The 19,536-nt window shown below is 60.7% G+C and carries 16 protein-coding genes; 7 read left to right on the top strand and 9 right to left on the bottom strand.

Going from position 1 to position 19,536, the window contains the following annotated elements:
* Positions 1–5: 5 nt before the first annotated feature.
* Together NW851_RS01255 and rpsF are read right to left on the bottom strand one after the other, a co-directional pair.
* On the bottom strand, positions 6–404 hold the full coding sequence (locus tag NW851_RS01255) for a single-stranded DNA-binding protein (RefSeq protein WP_414336663.1): 399 nt from the start codon (positions 402–404) through the stop codon (positions 6–8).
* 74 nt (positions 405–478) lie between these two features.
* A complete protein-coding gene (gene rpsF / locus NW851_RS01250; protein ID WP_414333865.1) occupies positions 479–769 on the bottom strand; it encodes a 30S ribosomal protein S6 in 291 nt (96 codons plus the stop codon).
* 210 nt (positions 770–979) lie between these two features.
* On the opposite strand from rpsF, the gene NW851_RS01245 reads away from it, so the two are divergent.
* From NW851_RS01245 to NW851_RS01230, 4 genes are all read left to right on the top strand, one after another.
* Positions 980–1,225 carry an acyl carrier protein gene (locus NW851_RS01245; protein WP_041436540.1) on the top strand — a complete coding sequence of 82 codons (246 nt, stop codon included), beginning with the start codon at positions 980–982 and terminating at the stop codon, positions 1,223–1,225.
* 33 nt (positions 1,226–1,258) lie between these two features.
* Positions 1,259–2,539: a beta-ketoacyl-ACP synthase II gene (gene fabF, locus NW851_RS01240; RefSeq protein WP_414336660.1), complete on the top strand. Its 1,281-nt coding sequence runs from the start codon at positions 1,259–1,261 to the stop codon at positions 2,537–2,539.
* A 12-nt stretch (positions 2,540–2,551) separates the two neighbouring features.
* Positions 2,552–2,821 (top strand): hypothetical protein, encoded by a 270-nt coding sequence (locus tag NW851_RS01235; protein ID WP_414333861.1) that lies wholly within the window; start codon positions 2,552–2,554, stop codon positions 2,819–2,821.
* A gap of 111 nt (positions 2,822–2,932) precedes the next feature.
* Positions 2,933–3,754 (top strand): HAD family hydrolase, encoded by an 822-nt coding sequence (locus NW851_RS01230; protein ID WP_414333860.1) that lies wholly within the window; start codon positions 2,933–2,935, stop codon positions 3,752–3,754.
* Here the strand turns inward: NW851_RS01230 and queA are convergent.
* From queA to NW851_RS01210, 4 genes are all read right to left on the bottom strand, one after another.
* Positions 3,706–4,887 (bottom strand): tRNA preQ1(34) S-adenosylmethionine ribosyltransferase-isomerase QueA, encoded by a 1,182-nt coding sequence (gene queA / locus NW851_RS01225; protein WP_414333858.1) that lies wholly within the window; start codon positions 4,885–4,887, stop codon positions 3,706–3,708. The genes NW851_RS01230 and queA overlap by 49 nt on opposite strands.
* Before the next feature lie 328 nt (positions 4,888–5,215).
* Positions 5,216–5,797, bottom strand: a complete 582-nt coding sequence (dcd, locus tag NW851_RS01220; protein ID WP_414333857.1) for a dCTP deaminase — start codon at positions 5,795–5,797, stop codon at positions 5,216–5,218.
* A gap of 24 nt (positions 5,798–5,821) precedes the next feature.
* Positions 5,822–6,454, bottom strand: a complete 633-nt coding sequence (locus NW851_RS01215) for a cob(I)yrinic acid a,c-diamide adenosyltransferase (protein WP_414333855.1) — start codon at positions 6,452–6,454, stop codon at positions 5,822–5,824.
* Positions 6,455–7,430: 976 nt separating this feature from the next.
* Positions 7,431–8,567, bottom strand: coding sequence for a phosphodiester glycosidase family protein (locus NW851_RS01210; RefSeq protein ID WP_414336657.1), 1,137 nt, complete (start codon positions 8,565–8,567; stop codon positions 7,431–7,433).
* A 659-nt stretch (positions 8,568–9,226) separates the two neighbouring features.
* On the opposite strand from NW851_RS01210, the gene NW851_RS01205 reads away from it, so the two are divergent.
* Positions 9,227–10,153 (top strand): D-isomer specific 2-hydroxyacid dehydrogenase family protein, encoded by a 927-nt coding sequence (locus NW851_RS01205; RefSeq protein ID WP_414336655.1) that lies wholly within the window; start codon positions 9,227–9,229, stop codon positions 10,151–10,153.
* Between the two features lie 25 nt (positions 10,154–10,178).
* On the opposite strand, the gene NW851_RS01200 is transcribed toward NW851_RS01205, so the two are convergent.
* The 3 genes from NW851_RS01200 to gltX all read right to left on the bottom strand — a co-directional run bounded on the left by NW851_RS01200 (position 10,179) and on the right by gltX (position 15,911).
* Positions 10,179–11,267, bottom strand: coding sequence for an isocitrate/isopropylmalate dehydrogenase family protein (locus NW851_RS01200; RefSeq protein WP_414336653.1), 1,089 nt, complete (start codon positions 11,265–11,267; stop codon positions 10,179–10,181).
* 162 nt (positions 11,268–11,429) lie between these two features.
* On the bottom strand, positions 11,430–14,429 hold the full coding sequence (locus tag NW851_RS01195; protein ID WP_414336651.1) for a GAF domain-containing protein: 3,000 nt from the start codon (positions 14,427–14,429) through the stop codon (positions 11,430–11,432).
* A 42-nt stretch (positions 14,430–14,471) separates the two neighbouring features.
* The gene (gene gltX / locus NW851_RS01190; protein WP_414333424.1) at positions 14,472–15,911 is read right to left on the bottom strand and encodes a glutamate--tRNA ligase; all 1,440 of its coding nucleotides are present in this window, start codon (positions 15,909–15,911) and stop codon (positions 14,472–14,474) included.
* A gap of 227 nt (positions 15,912–16,138) precedes the next feature.
* Between gltX and NW851_RS01185 the strand changes: the two genes are divergently transcribed.
* Positions 16,139–16,489, top strand: coding sequence for a hypothetical protein (locus NW851_RS01185; protein WP_414336649.1), 351 nt, complete (start codon positions 16,139–16,141; stop codon positions 16,487–16,489).
* A gap of 242 nt (positions 16,490–16,731) precedes the next feature.
* Positions 16,732–19,482, top strand: a complete 2,751-nt coding sequence (locus NW851_RS01180) for a cation-translocating P-type ATPase (RefSeq protein ID WP_414336763.1) — start codon at positions 16,732–16,734, stop codon at positions 19,480–19,482.
* Positions 19,483–19,536: the final 54 nt, after the last annotated feature.

Genomic DNA, 19,536 nt, shown 5'->3' with positions numbered 1-19,536 from the left:
CGCTGCTAGAACGGGATATCGTCCGGCTCCGGTGGGGAAGCCCCCTCTCCTTCCGAGGAGTCCACCGTTGCAAACTCACCCATCCCCGTCAGAGAGAGAACCTGGGCGGATCCCAGTTGGTGGACGCGACGCGCGGTGATCTCGGCCAGCTTTTCCTTACGCCCATCCCGCTCCACCACATTCATATGCAGTTGGCCCTCCACCGTGACCTGATCCCCCACGTGGCAAGTGTCCACCACCCTTTTGGCCAGTTCCCCAAAAGAAGAAACGCGCACCCGATAGGGTGGCTCATCCGGGCGCAGGCTGGGAAAGCCGATTACCAAGGACGTAACAGCCAAGTTATCGGGAGTGTAGCGTAGCTCCGGCTCGGACAGAACCTCGCCCATCAATACAATCGAGTTCATGACAGGGCCATTCAGGGGTCGAAGGGCAGATCCCAGCATTTCCATCATGCCCGCAGATGGGGATCCCGTCAAACCTAGCCGACGCGGAGGGTCATGTAGCGCAGCACGCTCTCGTTGATGCGCAGATTTTTCTCCCAGGCGGCCACCGCGCTCGGTTCAGCCGCATAGTTGAATTGGATGTACAGGCCCTCCTTGAACTTTTTCATCTCAAAGCCGGCAAAGCGGCGCTTGCCCCTATTGGTAATCTCCACCTGGGTCACCCCGTTCTCTCGCAGGAGCGCCTCCTGGCTGCTGAGCAGTTGTTCGAGGGGTTCATCCGACACATCGGGACGCACAATCAGCATCGTTTCGTAAGCGCGGGGCATGGAAGCGAGGTCTCCTTGACAATCCAGTTGTAGAGATGCAGTAAACTATCCTAACCTCTCCTTCTCACCGCCGAAAAGGCCGTGGCCCAACCCCCACATCCCCTGGTTGCAGCAGCAAGGGGATCCGTTGTTCGATACAATGAGGGTTGCTTCATTGGCCGCCGGTTGGCCTGGCCAAGACACGCTGAATCGAGAGTTGGGATTCCAAGCATGAGCGCAGACGAAGTTTACAGCCGTGTTCGCAAGATCGTGTCCGATCAACTGGGCGTAGAGGACGACAAAGTGACTCCGGAAGCCAATTTCCAGAACGACCTGGGAGCCGACAGCCTCGACACGGTGGAGCTGGTCATGGCTTTTGAAGAGGAGTTCGACCTAGAGATCCCCGATGAAGATGCGGAAGGGATTGCTACGGTGCAAGATGCTGTTAACTACATTCTCTCGAAGAAAGCTGCCTAACCTGCCCCCATACCTCTGGGCTGATACCAGACGATGGCTACCCTGGATCCCGCCACTGCTCTCAGGCCGACCCGCCGCGTTGTGATTACGGGGCTGGGCGCCGTTACCCCCATCGGCAACTCCCCTGCCGAATTTTGGCAGAGCTTGCTGGCAGGGCGCTCCGGCATTGGTCCGATCACCCATTTCGATGCCTCCCGCCACGAGTGCCGTATTGCCGGGGAGGTGAAGGGATTTGATCCCCTCGACTATTTGGAGCGCAAGGATGCCAAGCGTACCGATCGCTTTGTCCATCTGGCCTTGGCCGCCACCCAACAGGCGCTGGAGGACGCCCAGTTTCGCATCACCGATCTCAACGCCGAGCAGGTGGGAGTGATTTTGGGTACCGGCATCGGCGGCATCCGGGTTTTGGAGGAGCAGCAGACTATCTACTTGCACAAGGGGCCGGATCGCTGCAGCCCGTTCATGGTACCGATGATGATTGCCAACATGGCCGCGGGACACGTGGCCATTCACTTTGGCGCCAAAGGCCCCAATTCCTGTACGGTTACGGCCTGTGCTTCCGGCTCCAATGCCATTGGCGATGCCTTTCGGCTTATCCAAAGGGGAGAAGTGCAGGTGGCGATTACGGGCGGCACGGAAGCAGCGGTCACCCCTTTGTCGATGGCGGGATTTAGCGCCATGAAGGCCCTTTCCACCCGCAACGACGCCCCCGAACAAGCCTGCCGGCCCTTTGACCGGGATCGGGATGGTTTTGTCATGGGAGAGGGGGCCGGGATCCTGTTGCTGGAAGAATTGGAGCACGCCCGCGCCCGCGGTGCCAAGATCTACGCCGAGATAGTGGGCTACGGTCTCACGTGCGATGCCCATCACATGACCAACCCTGCCCCCGGCGGCGAGGGGGCAGCCCGGGCGATGCGGTTGGCCCTCAAGGACGCCGGGATCCAGCCTCAACAAGTTCAATACATCAACGCCCACGCCACCAGCACCCCTGTGGGGGATATCGCTGAAGTCCAGGCCATCCAGTCGGTCTTCGGGGAGCATGCCCCCCGCTTGGCCATCAGCGCCACCAAATCCATGACCGGCCACCTGTTGGGGGGAGCAGGTGGCATTGCCACAGTAGCCACAGCTCTGGCCATCCACCACGGCTGGGTTCCCCCCACCCTCAACTTGGACAACCCCGATCCAGAGTGCGCGGGGCTGGATTTTGTGCCCCACAAGGGGCGGCCGATGGCCATCGAGTCTGCTTTGGTCAATGCCTTCGGATTTGGCGGGCACAACGTCACTCTAGCCTTGCGCCGCTACTCTCCCGATTGAAGAGCTCGGTCTATGTCTTCTCCCGAAAGTGTGTCGCCGTCGGTTCGTCAGCAGGCCTTGGCCGCTTTGACGGCAGAGCTGGCGCAGCAAGGCCACCCGCCCGAATATGCTCAGCACATGGCGGCGGCGGTTATTTTTCAAGCCGATTTGGATCTCTGTGCAGCCCAACTGGCGCGGGTGCTCAGTTGGCTGAAGCAAAGCCATCCTGAGCTTTATCCAGAGGCGGTGCAATTGGTGGACACTACCCGCGAGGAGTTTGAGCGTCGCGTTCAAAACGGATAGACAAGCCGCAAACGCTGCAGCGCCGCCATGGGGGAGTAGGTCAACGAGTTTTGATGGAGTGGAGATCCGGCAGCCGAGCTGCGGTTGTGGGCAGAAGGTGATGGGGCCTGTATGGCGCTGCAAGGGGTGATCCTGAACTGGAGTGGGGTGGTGGCCGATGACGAGGGTCTGCACCTGCAGGCCATCAACCAACTGCTGGTGGAAGAGAACCTGCGCCCCTGGACTGTTGTTGCTACGCAACGCTGGCCCCAGTCGGGATCCCAGCGGGAGCTTTACCGGCTGCACTACCTGGGCCGACCGGATCGCGAGCGACTGCCGGCTTTGTGGGGAGAGCAGGGGCGGGTGCTCAACCCCAAACAACTGGAAGAGCTGCTAAAACGCAAGGCCCTGTACTACCAACAAGCTTTAGAGGGGCACACGGAATGGTCTCTCATTCCCGGCTTGGCGGAAACCCTGGAGACACTGGAGCGGCTGCAACTGAAGGTCGGCCTGCTGTGTGGCCAATCGACAGCCGAGCTCAGTGCTTTTCTGGAGCGTTTCCAGTCGCGTTGCCCGGCCCTGACTCGGCTGGCCGGCTCCTACCGCGTGACAGGGGATGAGGCCCCAGGGCAGCGCCACCGTTTGCTTTTGCAGCGGATGGAGCTGTCTGCTCAGGCGTGTTTGAGCATTGAGGCCACCTATCCCGGCATCCAGTCAGCCCGTTCGGCAGGGATCCCGGTGCTGGCTTTGGCCACCTTCTTTCCTCTGCACCTGTTGCAGCGGCGGGCCAATTGGGCGGCAGATGGCTATCACCAGGTGGAGTGGGATCGCATCCGGAACTGGTTTGCCGGCAGGCAAGACCGTCCTTCAACCCCGGCTGGCGGGGCCAGTTCCTGCAAAAGCTCTCAGGGATCCCCCGCAGGCAAGATCAGCATGCCATCCCCAAAGGAATAAAAGCGATATCCCTGGTCGATGGCCTCTTGGTAGAGATCCAGCAGCCTTTGCCGCCCGATCAGCGCAGCCACCAGCATCATCAGGCTGGAGCGGGGCAGATGAAAATTGGTGATCAGGCCCTGAACCACCCGCCAGGAGTAGCCGGGGTAGATGAACAGATCGCTCTTCCCCTGCCAGGGCTGCAGAGCGCCAGAGGCTGCTGCCGTTTCCAAAGAGCGCACCACGGTGGTTCCCACCGCGATGATCCGCCCTCCTCGGGCCTGGGTTTCTTGGATGGCGGCCACCGTCTCTGCCGACACCTTGAGCCACTCGCTGTGCAAGCGATGCTCGGTCACCCGCTCCGCTTCTACCGGGCGGAAGGTACCCAGGCCGATGTTCAGGGTGATGTAGGCGATTTGGATCCCTTTCTGGGCCAACCTCTGCAGCAGCTCCTGGGTAAAATGTAGACCTGCTGTGGGGGCGGCCACCGAGCCGGGATGTTTGGCCCAGAGGGTTTGGTAATCTCCTGGGCGAACCTGGGCTGAGCCCGCAGCTCTGATGTAAGGAGGAAGCGGGATCCGGCCCACCTGCTCCAGGATTGCCTCAAAAGGCCGCGCCCCCTCCCACTCAAACTGCACAACTCGCCCGCCGGTCTCAGGATCCAAAGCCAAAACGGTGGCCCTCAGCCCAGCGGGGGATCCTTCCTTGCTCCAAAAACGAATCCGATCCCCCACCTTGACCCGTTTGCCCGGCCTGACCAAAACCCGCCACCCCACCCGGTCAGGCAGAGGCTGCGCAACGGTCGGGATCCCTTCCAACTGAGGCTCCAGCAGCAACACTTCGACCCGCGCCCCGGAGGGCTCCTTAGCCCCGAACAGGCGGGCCGGGATCACCTTGGTATCGTTGAGAACCAGCAGATCCCCCTGCCGCAGGTAATCGGGCAGGTCGCAGAAGCGGCGATGCTCGTGCCGATCCGGGTACACCACCAGCATTCGCGCCTGATCCCTGGGCTCCGCCGGCGTTTGCGCGATCCGGTCGGGAGGAAGGGTGTAATCGTAGGCAGCGGTGAGCAGATCCGGATCAGGCTTTCTGTCGCCGGCGCCAAGCGGCAGCTCGACCTTGTTGGGGGAAGCGGACGCAGAAAAGTCGGGCATGGAGATGGATCGAAAACGAGATCCAACAGGATTGGGGATCACCAACCGGAAGCCTCCACCCTTTAGGAGAAGGGAGGCGTGTGAACGACTCCCGACACTCATCTTCGTTGAGTAAACGCAACTTAGATAGAGTATGGGCTTCACGCTTCACAGACTTGTTTGTACAGAGGTCTCAGCGTGCGGCCACCGTGCGACCCACGGCGGGAACCTCTCCAGAGATTTAACTTGTTCTCCTCAATTGTAGGACGAACGGCTTTCATCCCGACACTGATTGGCTCTTGAGTCAACACAATTCACCAATACAGTGCGGGGCTTCCCGCCGATTAAGCTAAACCTTGGCCACCACCACCTGCTGGGGCTGATCCTGATACTTGCCGGCGCGGTCGGCGTAGGTCACCTGGCAGGGATCCCCTTCCAGAAACAGAAGCTGTACCACCCCTTCGTTGGCGTACACACGGCAGTCGGCGCTGGAGGCATTGGAAAACTCCAGGGTGAGATAGCCCCGCCACCCTGCTTCAGCCGGCGTCAGGTTGGCAATTAGGCCCACCCTAGCATAGGAAGATTTGCCAATGCAGATCACGGTGATGTTATCCGGGACTTGCAGCCGCTCCAAAGACACGCCCAACCCGTAGGAATGGGCCGGGATGATAAAGTAATCCCCCATCTCGTCGTGGTGCAGCTCCACCGCTTCCAGGTTCTTGGGGTTAAACCGCTTGGGATCCACCACCGTACCGGGCACATGGCGAAAGATCTTGAACTCCACCGGCGACAGGCGGATGTCGTAGCCATAAGAGGACAGGCCATAACTCAAAACAGGTCGAGACTCAACGGCCCTCACCAGCTCAGGACAGAACGGCTCGATCATCCCTTGCCGCGCTTGCTCGCAGATCCAGCGGTCGTTTTTCAGCATGGCTGCAGCAGGCTCCCTGGAAAGCTAGGGGACTTGAGGAGGATCGGGAGGACAAGCAACGTTCGCATCAGCAGCACGGATCCCTGCACGTAGGCGCAATTGCGTGATCAAGTCGGCCCGCTCCAGAAGGGAGTCCGGCATCTCCGGCCCGGTGATCACCATGTCCATCCAGGCCGGACGCTGATCGATCAAATCCAGCACCTGCGCCTCCGGGATCAGGCCCAACTTCACGGCCAAGCTCAGCTCATCCAACACCACCAAGTCGTAGCGGCCACTCCTGACGGCCTCCTGAGTAAATTGCCACAGCTCATCCAGAGCCACCCGCTCCTCGGGCTCCAGATGAGGCGTATCGATGCAGCGGTGCAGACGACAACGAACCCACTCTAAGGATCGCCCCAGGGAGAGGCGATTTTCCGGCCCCTGGTTGATCCCGCCCTTGAGAAATTGCACGATCAACACCCGCGTCCCCTGGCCGGCCAGCCGCAGCGCCTGAGCCATGACGGGTGTAAACATGCCCCGGCTGGGGTGGGTGTAGAGCTGCAGGGATCCCTGGGGGATCAACTGGGTGGAGAAGGCTCCATCCCTCTGCAGGAAACGGTCGTGAGCGGCAGGCTGCTTGACCCGGGCCGCAGGAACAGCATCCTTGGGGGAGGGCATAGGATTCGGAGAGGCAGTGCAAACCACGGCTTGATCTCGCAAGTGGGTTAAGGAACTAGGCCCTAGGTTCACAGGGCCTACAAGTGGTGGAGAGCGTCGGCTATGGATTCCATGAAACACCACCTGTGCGTATCCGTCAACGAGTTGGTTCTGCTTCTGGCCGGCATACAAATCCTCTCAAATAGAGTGACAGAAAACACAATCCTTGCCCATCTTAGCTTTTTGGCACAAGAGGCAGGAGCCCAAAAGAAAAGCTTTTGAACAAAATCTTAATTAACGTTCAAGTCCAAACAAAAATCTGAGTGTAGAGGTATTTTACTTAAGCACAAAAGTATCTTATAAAAATGCAAGCAAGGAATCAATGTTTTCCGAATAAGATGAGCTCTTGCAAACAGGAATACCGATATCGGCGGCCTGGCCACCAGATGGCGGCGAAGCTCTGCTCATCTCAAAAGCCTTGCCCAGCGGGGGATCTATTCGGCTAGGAGCTGGAGAGCCCCCCATGTTGTCTCGACTTCACTTTGGAAAAAGTGTGACTGCAAGTCCAAAAACTTAAACTTAATTTCTGACTTCGAAAGCGACGAAATACAAATCCATTAATTGCCTTCATCAAAAACAACTTATCAACGATATTTTTTGAGAAGGGACGCAAAGAATTATGTAACCTCTATATCCTGGAACTATTTTTCGCCAAGTTATCTCTTCAATTATTTTTCTGGTCGATCTCAAGGCTAATTTTCTGTTCTCAGTTTAATCTCTATTTCTATCACGAGAAATAAGCATTGAACATTCAGTTTGGATCCCACTTAAGGCTAACCTATACAAGCTCTAGAGCCTTGGGTTCTGAGATTGGCGGGATCCCGTTGTGCAACTGGAGCCAAGTCTTTTCTCTGGCGTGAATAGCCCGAACGACCGTGGAGATGGGCACCGCTGTTTTCGGTAACAAGAACCCTTACCCTCTATGTCAGAAAGTATGTCAACGACTTGAACTGGGGAAAAACCCTAGGCCGTTGTGAACTCGGGGTGTGCGTTGTTCTGGGTGTCGGTGTTGCAAATTGACGGTTTCTCCCCCCAGCACCAAGGTGGAAGCATTGCCCCCATCCAAGTTCAGGGCATGGCGACAGCCCAATTGCTGCATCAACTGCGCCATCTCCAGCAGGGTGAGCCCTTGGTTTTCCTGGGCATTGCCGGCGGTCACCCACAGCAAATGTCCGTTGTCCAGTTGACCGACGGCACTGCGGGCAGCCCGTTGGCGGCGGAAAAGGGGTTGAAATCCCTCTAATTGGGCATCCAGAACCACTTGGCCGTCCAAGAGCAAGAGCGGCCCTGCCCCTAGCATGTGGGGGTAGGCAGCCAGCTCTGGCGGATCCACAGTCCAGCTCAACTTGAGGCGATCCCCCGCGATCAGTTTGCCGGCTTCCAGGGCACCTTCCAGACCCCGCGCTGCCAATACGTAGCCGTTGGGCGGGATCGGCACCGTCAAACTACCGGCCAGGCCTGCCGGCAGAATGTCTTGCACCTGATCCTGCCGCACCATCAGGAGCATTTCACCATCCGTTTGGGTGGTGTAGGTGGATCCCCAATCAGGGGTGTACTGGGCAACCCCGGGCAGGATGTAGCCACTGTTGATGCCCACCACCGGGATCCGATCCCCAAGGTCGTTGCGCAGCTCTGCCTGCATCTGCAAACGGGCAAAGCGCACGGATTGCCCTGTCGTCCCATCCGACCAAGCGATGACCCCACGGCCTAAGATGGGGCTGGAGATCCAGCGGCCATCCCGACGAATGGCTCCCAGCGGCTGGCGGGTGTTGCGATTGAAAAAACCGCCGTTGATGGCCGCCACAGCTCCCTGTTGAGGGCCAAAGGAAGACAGCTCTCCCAGACCCACCAAACTGGCAGGATTGGCCCAGATGGGGCGCAGTTGGCCCGCTGTAAGGGAAATGACCACGATGGCAACCGGGATCCGATCGTCCCCAATCCAGACTTCCTCTTGGTACAAAGGGATCCCTTGCACCACCCGCACAGGCTGCCGGTCGAGGAGCGTCTGGGCAGGGGCAACCGGGCTGTTGAGCAGGAGGAGAGTCGCTCCCACAGCGGCCAAGGTTTTAGGCAAAGCAACCCTCTTCACCAGCCCCTCTCGTTGCTGCTCTAGCCTCTTGGAGCTAAGTCGCTTCAAACAAGATTAAGACACTTTGCCACTCACCTGAGCGCTCCAGGCTGCTATAGGCGACCACCCCCGGCCCCTCTCCCAGAGGCACCCAAGCGCTTCGCGCCGCTCACGCGACCACCCCCGGCCCCTCTCCCTGAGCGTCCCTCACCCCCAACCCCTCTTTCTGAGGCCCTCACCCCCAACCCCTCTCCCTCAGGGAGAGGGGAGTTAGGGTGGTGCGTTCGCGACAGCGTTGCGTAGCAATAACAACGTAGAGAAACGTTTTTTTGCTATTTGATTTTGCTATTTGATCAATGACTACTCCTCCAGCCGACGACACTTGTGGTAGCCCCTATCCGCCGGCGGCAAAGGTGGCCATCAAAATTAAAGAGAGCAAAATGCCCGGAAAGAGCAGCAGCACCAAGGTTAAAAACTCAGAAAGGCTCATGACAGCACAAAGAACAACAACCGAGGGCACCAGTCCCCAACCTAGCGATTCTGGCAGCCCTTCCCATCCTCCCTTTGGGATCCCTTAACAGTTGCCGTCGATGGCCGACCCCTGAGGCTTTTCCCCTTCTGCCGGCGATATCCTGGCAAAGGGAAAGTCTTCTTCAAGCGCTCCGATGGGCATCCAAGGCAGGCGTATTGCCGTCGAACCTGGGGATCTGCGTCCTTGGCTGCAAGAGGCCGTTTTGGCAGGGGGTGGTGAGCTGGTGCCGTTGGCCGAAGCGGAGGCGCTGGTGTGGGCAGATGCCTTTGACGTGCCCAAGCTCAAGCAGTGTCTTGCCGAAGGAAAGGGGATCCGCTGGGTGCAGTTGCCCTGGGCAGGGGTGGAACCTTTTGCCCAGGCAGGGGTTTTGGATCCCGCCTATGTGTGGACCTGCGGTAAGGGGGTGTACGCTCAGGCGGTGGCCGAACATGCCCTGGCCCTCACCTTGGCCGGCCTGCGGGATCTGAAAAGCCGTGCTTTGGCTCAGACTTGGCAGGCGGGATCCGGCACCAGCCTCTGGGGCAGCCGCGTGGTCATCTTTGGGGCGGGGGGCATTGCCCAGGCGCTGATCCAGTTGTTACAGCCCTTCCGCTGTTCCATTGACGTGGTGCGGCGCAGGGCGGATCCCTTGCCAGGAGCCAGCCGGCTGGTGACGCTGGCAGAACGGCAGGCGGTGCTAGCAGGGGCGGATGTGGTGATCCTGGCCTTGGCCCTCACCCCGGAAACAGAGGGGATCATCGCCCGGCGGGAGCTGGAGCAGATGGGATCCCAGTGTTGGCTGGTGAATGTGGCAAGAGGCAAACACATCGTGACCCCCGACTTGGTGGCCGCTCTGCAACAGGGGGTGATTCGCGGGGCCGCCTTGGATGTCACGGATCCTGAGCCCTTGCCGGCTGGGCATCCCCTCTGGAGCTTGCCCAATTGCCTCATTACCCCCCACACAGCCATTACCGACGCCATGATTGTTCCTGCCCTCTCCGAGCGGGTGCGGGAAAATGTGCGCCGCTTTCGGCTGGGGGAACCTTTGCTGGGGGTGGTGGATCCGGTTTTGGGCTATTGAGCCCTCACCCCTTGGGAGAGGGGAGCTAGGACTCGCGGGGGGCCATCTCTTGCACGCGAGCGGCAATGGCCTCGGCCATCTCTTGCGTGCCGACGGGATCCCCTTGCGCCAGGTCATAGGTGACGTATTTGCCTTCGGCAATGACCGACTGCACTGCCGCTTCTACCCTCGCGGCGGCTTCCCGCTCGCCCAGGTAGCGCAGCATCATGGCCCCGGAGAGGATAAGGGCAGAGGGGTTGACCTTGTTTTGGCCGGCATACTTGGGCGCCGAGCCGTGGATGGCCTCAAAAACCGCAATGCCATCCCCGATGTTGGCCCCTGGCGCCACCCCCAGCCCGCCGATCATGCCGGCGCACAGATCCGAGATGATGTCCCCGTAGAGGTTGGTGAGCACCAGCACATCGTAGAGCTGCGGCTTCTGCATCAGTTGCATGCACATGTTGTCCACGATGCGATCTTCAAACTCGATGTCGGGGTACTCCTGGGCCACCTCCCGCGCCACCTGTAAAAACAGGCCGTCGGTGAACTTCATGATGTTGGCTTTGTGGACGGCAGTTACCTTTTTGCGGCCGTTTTGGCGGGCGTATTCGAAGGCAAACTTGACAATGCGGCGGCTGCCGAAGTCTGAGATGGGCTTGATGCCGATGGCGGATCCCTCGCGGATGGGTTTGCCGGAAAGGCGCATCATGGCTTCCCGCGCTTGGATGGCTGCCGGTGTGCCCTGCTCAAACTCGATCCCGGCGTAGAGATCTTCGGTGTTTTCCCGCACCACCACCAGGTCAATGTCTTGAAAGGGGCTTTTGATCCCCGGGATGGACTTGGCCGGGCGCAGGTTGGCGTAGAGATCCAGCTCTTTGCGGATGGCCACATTCACCGAGCGAAAGCCGGTGCCTACGGGAGTGCCGATGGGCCCTTTGATGGCCAGCTTGGTCTCTCGGATCGACTCCAATACGTGGGGCGGTAAGGGGGTGCCGTATTTCTCGATCACCTCCACCCCTGCCTCTACCGGGATCCATTCCAACCCAACCCCGGTAGCCTCCAAAACCGTGGTCATCGCCTTGGTCACTTCCGGGCCGATGCCATCCCCAGGAATCAAAGTCACACGATAGGCCACCGATGCTTCTCCTCGCAGCGTGAAAACTCCGTCTTGCCGGCGGATCCCCCCATAGATAGGTCAGATAACCGGGGATCCCCTAGGCTTCAATGACTATAGAACAGGTTGAGAGCGAAAATGCTGCATCCGCTACCTTGTCAATGGGCGGGGCCGGGGACGAAATTAGGGAGTCGGGGGCAAGGGAATCCGCAGCTCCACGACCGTGCCACTGCCGAAGCGGCGGTTACGCCAGGCAATGGCGGCCCCGATCAACTCGGCTCGGTAGTGCATGTTGAGCAGCCCATGTCCATGGCCAGGCATGGGATCCGCCCCACCCTTGGACTCCGGCATACCGCAGCCATCGTCGATGATCTTCAGCTCCAAGTGGGTGCAGAGAGCCTGAGTATCCTGCCGGGGCTGAATGATGAGATCGATGCGCCGTGCCCCTGCATGTTTGACGATGTTGTTGAGGGCCTCCTGCACGATGCGGAAAATGTTGCTCTGGCAGGCGGGGCTGAGGCGGGAGAGCAGGCCATCGGCTTGGTTGTCGAAACGGGTGAGGAGGGGATGCGGGGATCGCTGGGCGGCCCGTTCCAGGAGGCTGCGCAGGGCCGGGCCCAGGTTAAAGGCCCGCATGGCCGTCGGCTGTAAATCTTCCACGATCCCCCGCAACTCGGCCATGGTTTCCCTCAGTTGGGCGCTCATGGCCTGCAACTGGGTCTGGACAGCGGGGCCAACGGCTGGATCCCCAGAGAGCTCCTGAATCTGGCGAGATAAAGCTCCCAGATCCGCCAAGGTTTGGTCGTGGAGATCGGCGGCCAAGCGACGACTTTCCGCCTCTCGCCCCTCGGTTAGACCCCGCAAAGCTGCTGCTGTCGCCTCCTGACGGCGAACTTGCTCGTAGAAGGAGGCCCGCTGCAAGGCCACTGCCGTAATGTCCGCCAGCGCGTTCACCAAGTCCGCGTCTCCGGGAGCAAGTCCGACGGCATCGGCGGTTTTGCCGGGCTCAACCGACGGCATGAACGCACAGAGCACCCCGGCCACCTGGCGAGCATCGGTGACTATCGGCACAGCCAGCAGGGAGCGGATGCCGTTCTGGAGCAGACTTTGGCGTGTGTGGGCAGGCAGCGGGAAGGTGTGGACATCGGCAATCAGCAATGTGTCTAGCTGGCGGTAGCAATTGGCCCAGATGAGCTGGCCCAGCTCAGGGGGCAGAGTCTGTCCCACCTGGGAAGGGATCCCCGGCTGACGACGATACTCCTGGTGAATGGCCAGGGGCTCTGGGGGAGAAGCAGATGAAGGCTGCGGAGTTGCAGGGGGCGCGATAAAATCGCAGCGATCCACCTGCAAAGCCTCTGCCATACCCTCGAGGGCAATCTGCACCACCTGCTGGGGATCATAGGTGCCGCTGAGGCGCTGGGCGAGCTGGCGCAACAGGCTTTCCCGCTGAGCCGAGATGCGGGTCTGCTCGTACAGTTGCGCCTGCTTGAGGGCGATCCCTGCCTGCTCGGCCACGGCTTCCGCCAACTCCAGATCCTCCGGCTGCCAAGGAGAAGGGATCCGGGAGCCGCGCAGCAGGGCAATCCCCCCCAACAGCTCCTGCTGCCGCTGCGGATGGTCATACAAAGGTACCCACAACAGCCCACTTCCCTGCCGCTGCGGCTGCAAGTCATCCGGCACCACCACCGGCTCCTTCAAGGTGGCCAACAGACCGGCTGCCCAGCGCAACCTGGCCTGAAGAATTGTCTCCGAGAGTTCTGGGGATCCCATCAGCAGGGCATCCAACGAGGACTCCGTGCCGCTCACGAGAACGGACGGATTAAGCTGCGGCGCATAGAGGCCCACGGGGCACAGCAGCTCCTGCTCCGGCTGCCAAAGGGCCAAGATACACACATCCGCCTGAAAAGCCGCCCCGATCTGCTGGGTGATCGCGTGGAAGAGAGTGGTGGGATCCAGGCTGGAGCGAATCGCCGCTGTGATCGAGTGCAACAGCGCCAGCCGTTCCGTCTGCTGATGGGCATGCTCGAACAAGCTGGAACGGGTCAGGGCAATCGCCAGTTGATAGGCCACCGAGCGCAACAGGTCGATCTCCTCCGGCTGCCAAGGATGGGGTGTAGTGATGCATACCCCCAGTAACCCGATCATCCCCCCCTGCACACCGGGCCGTCCTCTATAGGGATCCCTCCCGCCGATCTCCGCTCCCACCGACTGCACCGGGATCAGCACCGCCGAGCGAGCTTGTAGCGCCTGGAAGGCAGCCAGCCCCGCCGGCGGCAGGAGATCTCCATCCGGCGGCAGAGGCAGGGCGATTTGCACCACCTGCCCCGCCCGCAAGCGCTCGCAAAGCGAGCCAAAGTCTTGGATCCGGTACACCTCTCGTAGGCAAGGGGCTAGTCCAGGGCTCAGGGCTTCGTGGGTGACCTGAACCGTCTGCTGGTCCGGGTTGAGACTGTAAAAACAGCAGCGGCTCAGCCCCTGCACGCCTTTCGGGAGAAAGGCCTGTTGTAGCTCCCTCAGGGCAGTGCTGACGATTTGATCCCACTGCAAAAAGCGGTGAACAGTGCTGGTGATGCGGTTGAGCAACGCCTCCCGCACCGCCTGCCGACGGCTGCGCTCCAGCAGTTTGGCATTGATGATGGCGCTGGCCGTATAGGAGCAGAGGAACTTTACCACCTCCACAAAGCTGGCCTGCAGAGGGATCCGGCTCAGCAGGGCCAAAGCGCCCAGCCGCTCCTCCCCGCGGTTAATGGGGTGGGCGACAAAGCCCCGCAGGCCATTAGCCCTCACCCACTCCGGGGCAGGCATCCAGGCTTCTTGATCCGGGTTGTTGCTCAAGAGGGGCAACCCTTGCTGGGCCACACGCCCCATAGGGCTGTCATCGGGGTAGATCCGCTCAATTTGATCATGGGCAGGGCTGACCAGGCCGGCATGGGCCACCGACTGAAAGCAGCCCTCCTGCGGGTCGAAAAACCAAAGGCGGGCGGAGGCCACGCCCAAGCGGCTCACCATCTGCTGCACCAGGGTCTGGGCCAACCTGCGCAAGCCCTGCTCCAGCACCTCCGGCTCTGCCGCTTCTGAGGATCCCTGGGAAGAGAGAAGCACCAGTTCCTGGACGATTTGGTTGGCAGCTTGGAGCTGGATCAACAACGAGGAATCTGGATCGACACAAGCCTGCAAAGGCATAGCAGCAAGCAATCAAAAACTTGAGCAAACTCAAAACTTCAGTCAGGCAACCAACTTCTGCACCGCCTCCAGCCGCCCCAAAGCCCAGCCCCGCCGCTGCAGCAGCGCAAAAGAGGCCATCAAATCCGGCCCCTGCAGATCCCCTGTCAGGGCGGCCCGCAAGCTTTTCATCAGCAAGCCCTTTTTCATGCCCTGACTTTTGGTTACTTGCTCCACCAGCGGCTTCAGGCTGTCTGCGGCAACGGGCTGGGGCAACTCGGCAGCGGCCAACGTGGCCGCCGTGGCCGCCATGGCTTCCGCCACCCCCGGCAGGCGCAACTGTTCCAAAGCTGGCAAGGTATAGCTAAGGGGCTCTTGAAACAAAAAGCGGCTGAGGGGAGGGGCCTCGGTCAGGCGGTCGATGCCCTCGGCAACGAGGCGAGCCACATCCTCCAGCCAACCGGGATCCGGCACGGATCCCAGGTCAAACCCCGCCGCCTGCCAAAAGGGCGTCAGCCGCTCCACCAATTCTGCCGGCGAGAGCTGCTTGATGTACTGGCTGTTGATCCAGTTGAGCTTGTCCCAATCGAAGCGAGCAGCGGCCCGGTTGACCCGGTCGAAGTCAAACTGTGTAGCTGCCTTTTCCAACAAGAAAAGCTCTTCCCCATCTGGGGGCGACCAACTGAGCAAAGCCAAGTAGTTTTTGAGGGCCTCCGGCAAAAAGCCCATTTGCTGAAACTCGGTTACCGAGGTCGCCCCATCCCGCTTGGAGAGCTTCTTCCCTTCTGGGTTGAGGATGAGGGGGGAATGGGCAAATTGCGGCGGTTCATGCCCCAGAGCGCGGTAGAGCAAGATCTGTTTGGGTGTGTTGCCGATGTGGTCTTCGCCGCGGATGACGTGGGTAATGCCCATGTCGATGTCGTCCACCACCACCGCCAAGTTGTAGAGAGGATAGCCATCCGCCCGCGCGATCACCATATCCCCCCCCAAGTCCTGGGTGTTCCAGGTGATGGGGCCGCGGATGAGATCCACCCAGGACACCTCCAGGGGCTCCTCGATCTTGAAGCGGATCACCGGCTGCCGGCCCTCGGCTTCGTAGTCGCGGCGCTGTTCCTCGGTGAGAAAGCGGTGGCGGTTGTCGTAGCGAGGGGCTTTGCCGGCGGCCTTTTGGGCGGCGCGCATTGCTTCCAGCTCCGCCTCGCTGACGTAGCAGCGGTAGGCCAGCCCCCGTTCCAAAAGCTGCTGCACCACCGCTTGGTAGCGGGCGATGCGGTTGGATTGGTAGATGGGCCCTTCGTCCCAGTCCAGCCCCAGCCAGGCCAGCCCCGCCAAAATGTTGCGGGTGTAGCGGGGGGAAGAGCGCTCGCGGTCGGTGTCTTCAATGCGCAGGATGAACTGGCCGCCGTGGCGGCGGGCATACAGCCAGTTAAACACTGCCGTCCGGGCGGTGCCGATGTGCAAATTTCCAGTTGGACTGGGGGCAAGGCGAACGCGAACACTCACAGGCTTATGGATCCCAAGCAGAGCATCTTGATCCTAGTCGGCGGCGGGATCCCTTGTCATGTTGGGGGCTGCAAGTGGTTGCCAATTGAGGCATGTCGAGTAGAATCCGCCTTAGCTGCCGGTCAACAGGTAGGCTCCCCGGGGGTAAAAGTTGGTGGGCAACGCCCAAATCTCGCTTTTTTTCCGGTGTTGAGGAACAAGCTGTAGCGTAGGAGGAATCACGGCACATGCGTCTGGCCTTAGCCATTGTTCTGGGTTGTCTAGCTGCTGGGCTCCCGGTTGGATCCGCTTTTGCCCAAATCGCCTATCCTTCCTACCCAGTGGGGGATGCCCTGGATGAGATCCTGCTAGATAGGGGCAAAGATGTGGATCCAGTGATTTTCCCTGAAGAGGTGGTGCGCTCCCAGGCCCGGCGAACCACCGCCTTCTTCACCACTTTGCTCAACCAGCGCGCCAACATCCCACCCCTGCGCTCGCTGGATCTGCCCAGCCCCTACCAGGCCTCGGTTCGTACCCAGGCCGGCTACTATCGCGTCACCCAGACAGAGCCTGTTTTGGATTCTGAAATCTTGCGCTAGAGATATCCAGGGTTCGCTCCAGCAGCAGTTCGCTCTTGTGGCCGAAAAGTTGGGTCTGGAGCCCCGTTCTGCCCCTACGCGGAGGCAAGCCGGTGGGGCAGCTTTTGGCTTGCATAGCGGCGAGAGCACCGAAAAACCCAAACGGCTGTCTAGGGGCTGTTTGCGCAGTGTTGCCCGGCAACAGCGGCTCCGCCGGGACGAGGAATATGTCAAAATTCGGCAAGAACCCTCGAGTGGTCGCGATGATCCCACCGGATGGATCCCCTCTTTCTTCGGTTGCTGCCTGGCATAGCCTCCCCCTTGCCGCCGCCATCCAGAAGTTGCACACCGATCCCGATCGTGGCCTCACCGCTCAGCAAGTGATCCAGAGGCAGCGGGAATTCGGCCCCAACGAGCTGATCTCCACCTCTGGCCGCAGCGCCTGGCAGCTCTTTCTCGACCAATTCCGCAACGTTATGCTGCTGATGCTGATCGCCGTGGCGGCGATCTCAGCGACTCTGGACTTGCAGGAAGGCGAGTTCCCCAAGGATGCTCTGGCCATTCTGTTGATCGTCGGCCTCAATGGTCTGCTGGGCTACTTGCAAGAAAGCCGGGCGGAAAAAGCGCTGGCGGCCCTAAAAAAATTGGCCTCCCCCAGCGTGCGGGTGCAGCGGGACGGGCTGTGGCAGGAGATCCCTGCCAACCAGTTGGTGCCAGGGGATCGGGTGCTGCTGGAAGCGGGGGTGCAGATCCCAGCCGATGGGCGCTTGGCGGAAGCGGTGAACCTACAGGTGCGAGAGGCGGCCCTGACCGGAGAGGCGGTACCGGTCACCAAGCAGGCTGATTGTGTCCTCCCTGAAGACACAGAGCTGGGCGAGCGGCGCAACATGGCCTTCATGGGCACCGAGGTGCTGCAGGGGCGAGGGATCCTCTTGGTTACTGCCACCGGCATGAACACGGAGCTGGGCAAGGTGGCCAGGCTGCTGCAGACGGTAGAAAACGAGCCCACCCCCCTGCAGCGGCGCATGAGCCAGTTGGGCAATGTGCTGGTGTCGGGATCCCTGGCCTTGGTGGCGCTGGTGGTGATCGTGGGGCTGCTCCAGGCCGGGAGCATGGCGCCTTTCACCGCGCTGCTGGAAACTTCCCTCAGCATGGCCGTGGCGGTGGTGCCGGAGGGGCTGCCGGCTGTAATCACGGTTACCTTGGCCATCGGCACCCAGCGCATGGTGCGCCGCAACGCCTTGATCCGCCGCCTGCCGGCCGTAGAGACCCTGGGATCCGTCACCACCATCTGCTCCGACAAGACCGGCACCCTCACCGAAAACAAGATGGTGGTTACCGACATCCTCACCCCCGAGCGCCACTACCAGGTCAGCGGCAGCGGTTACATTCCCAAGGGATCCTTCTACTGCGGCGGCCAGCCCATCGATCCCCAGAGTGCCCCCGATTTGCAGGCCCTTCTCAGGGCGGTGGTCTTCTGCAACGATGCCCTGTTGCAAGCCAATCTCTCAGCCCAGCGCGGCGCTGCCCCCACCTGGTCGATCCTGGGGGATCCCACCGAGGCCGCCCTGCTGGTGGCTGCCGCCAAGGCCAACCTGCAGAAAGCCTCTTTGCAAGAGCAGCACCCGCGGGTGCAGGAGATCCCTTTTAGCTCGGAACGCAAGCGCATGAGCGTGGTGGTGCAAGAGGAGGGCAGCTACCGCGTCTACGTCAAGGGATCCGCCGAGCTGGTGCTGGAGCAGTGCACCTATATCCAGAAAAGCGGAACTTGGCAGATGCTCTCAGAAGCCGATCGCCAGGCCATTTTGGGCGCCAACAACCGCCTCGCCGGCCAGGGCATCCGGGTTTTGGGGGTGGCCACTCAGCAGTTGCAGCGGATCCCGGAGAACCTGGAGGAGATCGAGCGCAACCTGGTGTGGCTGGGCCTAGTGGGCATGTACGATCCCCCTCGGCCCGAAGCGCGGGAAGCGGTAGCCCGCTGCCAGCAGGCCGGGATCCGCACCCTGATGATTACCGGCGATCACCAACTCACCGCCATCGCTATTGCCCGCGAGCTGGGCATCCTCGACTCCGAGAACCAGGCCATTGATGGGCGCACCCTCACCCGGCTGAGCTTTGAGGAGCTGATGGAGACGGTGCAGAGGGTCAACGTCTACGCCCGCGTGGCTCCCGAACACAAGCTGCGCATCGTGCAGGCCCTGCAAAAGCAAAACCAGTTTGTGGCCATGACCGGCGATGGCGTCAACGACGCCCCTGCCCTGCGCCAAGCGGATATCGGCATTGCCATGGGCATCACCGGCACCGATGTCAGCAAAGAGGCCAGCGACATGGTGCTGCTGGACGACAACTTCGCCACCATCGTGGCGGCCATTGAAGAAGGGCGGGTGGTCTACAGCAACATCCGCCGCTTCGTGAAATACATCCTGGGTAGCAACATCGGCGAGGTGTTGACCGTGGCTGCTGCACCCCTTCTGGGCCTAGAGGACGTGCCGCTGACGCCCCTGCAGATCCTGTGGATGAACTTGGTAACCGACGGCCTGCCCGCTTTGGCTTTGGCAATGGAGCCAGCAGAGCCAGGGGTGATGCAGCGCCCCCCCTTCAACCCCAAAGAAAGCATCTTTGCCCAAGGGCTCGGCGCCTACATGGTGCGCATTGGCGTCGTCTTTGGCTTGGCGACGATCCTCATGATGGGGATTGTGGAAGCCTACATCGTTCACTGGCGCACGATGGTCTTCACCACCCTGTGTATTGCCCAGATGGGCCATGCGCTGGCGGTTCGCTCCAACGACAAGCTGACCATCGAGCTCAACCCCTTTTCCAACCCCTACCTGCTGGGGGCGGTGCTGACCACTTTGCTGCTGCAGTTGGCCCTGCTCTATGTGCCCTTCCTGCGCGACTTTTTCGGGACAGAAGAACTGACCCTCACTGAGCTGCTCATTTGCGTCGGCTTTAGCACAGTAGTGATGGTCTGGGTAGATCTGGAAAAACTCTACTGCCGCTGGCGCCCCCGTTAAGGCTAGCTTCCATGGTTTCCTCCTTTGCCAAAAGCTTTTTCCCAGGGCAGGGTA

This window comes from Synechococcus sp. H55.7 (genome assembly GCF_047462395.1).
Classification (GTDB): domain Bacteria; phylum Cyanobacteriota; class Cyanobacteriia; order Thermostichales; family Thermostichaceae; genus Thermostichus.
Note: the sequence above shows the minus strand (reverse complement) of the source record. Positions and strands in the feature narration are given on the sequence as shown.

Bases quoted from the DNA above. Each gene is read 5' to 3' on its own strand.
- NW851_RS01230 (WP_414333860.1), top strand. From the start codon at position 2,933: ATGGCGCTGCAAGGGGTGATCCTGAACTGGAGTGGGGTGGTGGCCGAT.
- NW851_RS01215 (WP_414333855.1), bottom strand. From the start codon at position 6,454: ATGCCCTCCCCCAAGGATGCTGTTCCTGCGGCCCGGGTCAAGCAGCCT.
- NW851_RS01235 (WP_414333861.1), top strand. From the start codon at position 2,552: ATGTCTTCTCCCGAAAGTGTGTCGCCGTCGGTTCGTCAGCAGGCCTTG.
- NW851_RS01195 (WP_414336651.1), bottom strand. From the start codon at position 14,429: ATGCCTTTGCAGGCTTGTGTCGATCCAGATTCCTCGTTGTTGATCCAG.
- NW851_RS01255 (WP_414336663.1), bottom strand. From the start codon at position 404: ATGAACTCGATTGTATTGATGGGCGAGGTTCTGTCCGAGCCGGAGCTA.
- queA (WP_414333858.1), bottom strand. From the start codon at position 4,887: ATGCCCGACTTTTCTGCGTCCGCTTCCCCCAACAAGGTCGAGCTGCCG.
- fabF (WP_414336660.1), top strand. From the start codon at position 1,259: ATGGCTACCCTGGATCCCGCCACTGCTCTCAGGCCGACCCGCCGCGTT.
- NW851_RS01205 (WP_414336655.1), top strand. From the start codon at position 9,227: ATGGGCATCCAAGGCAGGCGTATTGCCGTCGAACCTGGGGATCTGCGT.
- NW851_RS01185 (WP_414336649.1), top strand. From the start codon at position 16,139: ATGCGTCTGGCCTTAGCCATTGTTCTGGGTTGTCTAGCTGCTGGGCTC.
- dcd (WP_414333857.1), bottom strand. From the start codon at position 5,797: ATGCTGAAAAACGACCGCTGGATCTGCGAGCAAGCGCGGCAAGGGATG.
- NW851_RS01245 (WP_041436540.1), top strand. From the start codon at position 980: ATGAGCGCAGACGAAGTTTACAGCCGTGTTCGCAAGATCGTGTCCGAT.
- NW851_RS01180 (WP_414336763.1), top strand. From the start codon at position 16,732: ATGATCCCACCGGATGGATCCCCTCTTTCTTCGGTTGCTGCCTGGCAT.
- rpsF (WP_414333865.1), bottom strand. From the start codon at position 769: ATGCCCCGCGCTTACGAAACGATGCTGATTGTGCGTCCCGATGTGTCG.